Origin of the sequence: uncultured Acinetobacter sp. (genome assembly GCF_947624825.1) — a bacterium.
Taxonomy (GTDB): Bacteria; Pseudomonadota; Gammaproteobacteria; order Pseudomonadales; family Moraxellaceae; genus Acinetobacter.
The window spans coordinates 1-2,646 of record NZ_CANQLZ010000121.1 but is presented as its reverse complement, the minus strand read 5'-3'; the positions used below and the strand labels follow the sequence as shown (position 1 = coordinate 2,646).

Annotated in this window: 5 protein-coding genes; 2 read left to right on the top strand and 3 right to left on the bottom strand. The window is 36.4% G+C overall.

Features of this window, described 5'->3' with window-relative positions:
* Nucleotides 1–413 precede the first annotated feature (413 nt).
* On the bottom strand, nucleotides 414–863 hold the full coding sequence (locus tag Q0017_RS13675) for a hypothetical protein (protein WP_298148006.1): 450 nt from the start codon (nucleotides 861–863) through the stop codon (nucleotides 414–416).
* A gap of 157 nt (nucleotides 864–1,020) precedes the next feature.
* On the opposite strand from Q0017_RS13675, the gene Q0017_RS13670 reads away from it, so the two are divergent.
* Both Q0017_RS13670 and Q0017_RS13665 read left to right on the top strand, forming a co-directional pair.
* Nucleotides 1,021–1,269: a type II toxin-antitoxin system HicA family toxin gene (locus tag Q0017_RS13670; protein WP_298148003.1), complete on the top strand. Its 249-nt coding sequence runs from the start codon at nucleotides 1,021–1,023 to the stop codon at nucleotides 1,267–1,269.
* Nucleotides 1,266–1,598 carry a type II toxin-antitoxin system HicB family antitoxin gene (locus Q0017_RS13665; protein ID WP_298148000.1) on the top strand — a complete coding sequence of 111 codons (333 nt, stop codon included), beginning with the start codon at nucleotides 1,266–1,268 and terminating at the stop codon, nucleotides 1,596–1,598. Before Q0017_RS13670 ends, Q0017_RS13665 begins: the two co-directional genes overlap by 4 nt.
* Nucleotides 1,599–1,715: 117 nt before the next feature.
* Here Q0017_RS13665 and Q0017_RS13660 read toward each other — a convergent pair whose 3' ends face one another.
* On the bottom strand, nucleotides 1,716–2,186 hold the full coding sequence (locus Q0017_RS13660; RefSeq protein WP_298147997.1) for a hypothetical protein: 471 nt from the start codon (nucleotides 2,184–2,186) through the stop codon (nucleotides 1,716–1,718).
* Nucleotides 2,183–2,646: MobA/MobL family protein (locus tag Q0017_RS13655; RefSeq protein WP_298147994.1), on the bottom strand; the 464-nt coding region annotated here is incomplete at its 5' end. The genes Q0017_RS13660 and Q0017_RS13655, both read right to left, overlap by 4 nt.

Here is a 2,646-nt window from a genome sequence, read left to right as displayed (position 1 = left end):
TTTCTACGTTTTAAACGTGGGGTTTCTACGTTTTAAACGTGGGGTTTCTACGTTTTAAACGTGGGGTTTCTACGTTTATAGAGGCTAAAACACAGACGTAGCAAGGCTTTGAGGGGGCTGATAATTCTTATAATTCTTATAATTCTTATAATAAGAGTTTTTTTGAAAAAATTAGCTTTTAATGTTGTTTGACATGAAAAGAACTAAGAAATAGTTTTCTTTGATTGTTAACTATTGCTTAGAAAAAGTGTGGAACATTGCTCAAATATTAAGCGTGGAACGGTCTCATTCACGTAAAAAGCCCAATCTGCTTGGATTGGGCTTTTGTAATTTGGTTAAGCTATTGAATTTTATAGGATAATAAAACCGATTTCGTATAAGCTGTATTATGTTAATTTTAGGAAATCTTAAACTTAAATCACTTCAAAAAACTCGTGTTGAATTCCTAGTTTTCCATCTTTGTATTCAACCATATAAATTCTTTTATCTTTAAAATCACCACAATAAGTAACTGATATTAAGTAAAGCTGTTGAAAATCATCTCCTTTTTCAAAAAAATTTATGTCAGAAACTTTGTCCCAGTCAAAAGATGTACTATTTCCACAAGAGCACGGCTCATAATAGGATTCATGATTATGCCAATATTTTTCAAAAATTTTTCTTTTGAAATTAATACAAGATTTCTTATCTGCTGTATCAAATTTATCGCCTAAATGTAATTTTTCGATCTCATGCATATCGGAATAGTATGCTTTCAAGAAATCAGTAAGAATTTTTTCTTTATCTTGTTGTATTACCTCAGCATTACTAATGCTATCAAACATTTTTGTAAAACTTAGTAGAAGCTCAATATCTTCACGCATTTAAAATTCACATTAAAATTAAAAAAATAAGAGTATCTCTATTCTAATTTTTATGCCATTTAACATAATGGTTGTTATGCGAAATTGCAACTATATTCAGTTGCAATTTTTGCTTTGAAGCAACTATACTTGGTTGCAATAGCAGTAGGGCTAAAGTATGGGTAAAACGGAAAAATTATTGGAAAAACTCGGAAATTCAAAAAATACATTTCCCTATAAGGATTTAGTCGTTTTACTGAACCAACTCGGCTATGAAAAATTTGAAATGGCAGGCTCTAGGGTTCGTTTTTTTAATCAAAAAACTGAACACATGATTTTATTGCATAGACCTCACCCTGAAAATGAAATTAAAGGCGGGGCATTGAAAGCAGTAAAACAGGCACTCAAGCAGGAGGGATTTTTATGAGCTATCTAAAATACAAAGGTTATCTTGGTACGATTGAACCTGATCTTGAAACAGGTGAGTTATTTGGAAAACTCGCTTTTATTCGTGACCTCATCACCTATGAAGCAGAAACCTTAAAAGCCCTTGAACAAGCGTTTCAAGAGTCTGTAGATGGTTATTTAGAATCTTGTACTGAATTAGGTAAAAAACCTGATCAACCGTTCAAAGGGACTTTTAACGTCCGTATAAGCCCTGATTTACACCGTAAAGCTGTTTTAGCATCCAGTAACTCTCTCAATGCTTTTGTGAGTGATGCAATTCAAGAAAAATTGATGCGCTTAGGGGTTTAACTTAGAGCCGCTCGATGCTTTGAAATATGGCTTTAGCCATGTTTCAAAGTCGAGCCACTTTGCGACTGAATATAGAAAATTAGTAGAGAAAAGAGCCGAGCAAAGGACTTGGCTGTATTACTTAGGGTCAATGACACAGTAATCGCCGTTTTTTCCGTAGTTACACTGCTTTTTCATCACTCGAACACAGGTTTTCCCATCACAGGTTGAAAGGTCTAAGTTGTATCGCTCTAGTTTGGCAACTTCGGCTCGACGTTGTTGGATTTCATCTAGACTCGGCACAAATAAAAATAGAGCGGTCATTAACACCAAGACGAGACTGACGAATGCAGCAGCATATAGCCCAATGAATTGATAGCTAATTCGATGCGTGGCTTTGTCTAATTCTTGAATACGTACCTTAAGTGCGTTTGTAGCGTCTCTATTGAGCTTATTGAGCGTTTTTTCCTGCTGTTCAAGCATATCTTCGGCAACTTGGCTGTAAAACGTCTCTAAACGCTTCTGATCGTCTGCTATGGCTTCTCTGTATTCTTTCATGGATGCCAAAAGGATATAGAGTTGATCGTCTAGGTCATCGTGTTGGCTCATTTCTCTAGTCCTCTTGATTTGGTCTTGTTTTCTTGTTGTTTAGCTAAACGTGCTTGCTTCTCTTGGTCTTGCTGCAATTTAAGCTGTCTGTCCTGAGCTAACTTTTTGGCTTCTTGGTCTTTCTTCCACTGCTCAAAACGATCTTCAACACGATTTAAACCGCTTGCTAATGCCTGTTCTCTAGGTTGAATACTTGGATTAAGTCGCTTTTCATTTTGGCGTTTGATTTCATCGTTAAAACGGCTGATTTCGGTCACTATCCCTTGTCGCCTTAATTGCGTGACTTTGCTACCCTCATGAATGGTCGGCTGTAAGTCCTTGCCTTGATCAACATAACTGCGGTGGTCAATCCTGTCTTGATAGCCTGCCTGTTCCAGTGCTTTATTGGCTAAGTCTGCCCAAGCTGCTCGAATCTCTTTGATTTCTTCTTGGCTTGTCGTCATGCCCAATGCTTTGCGTT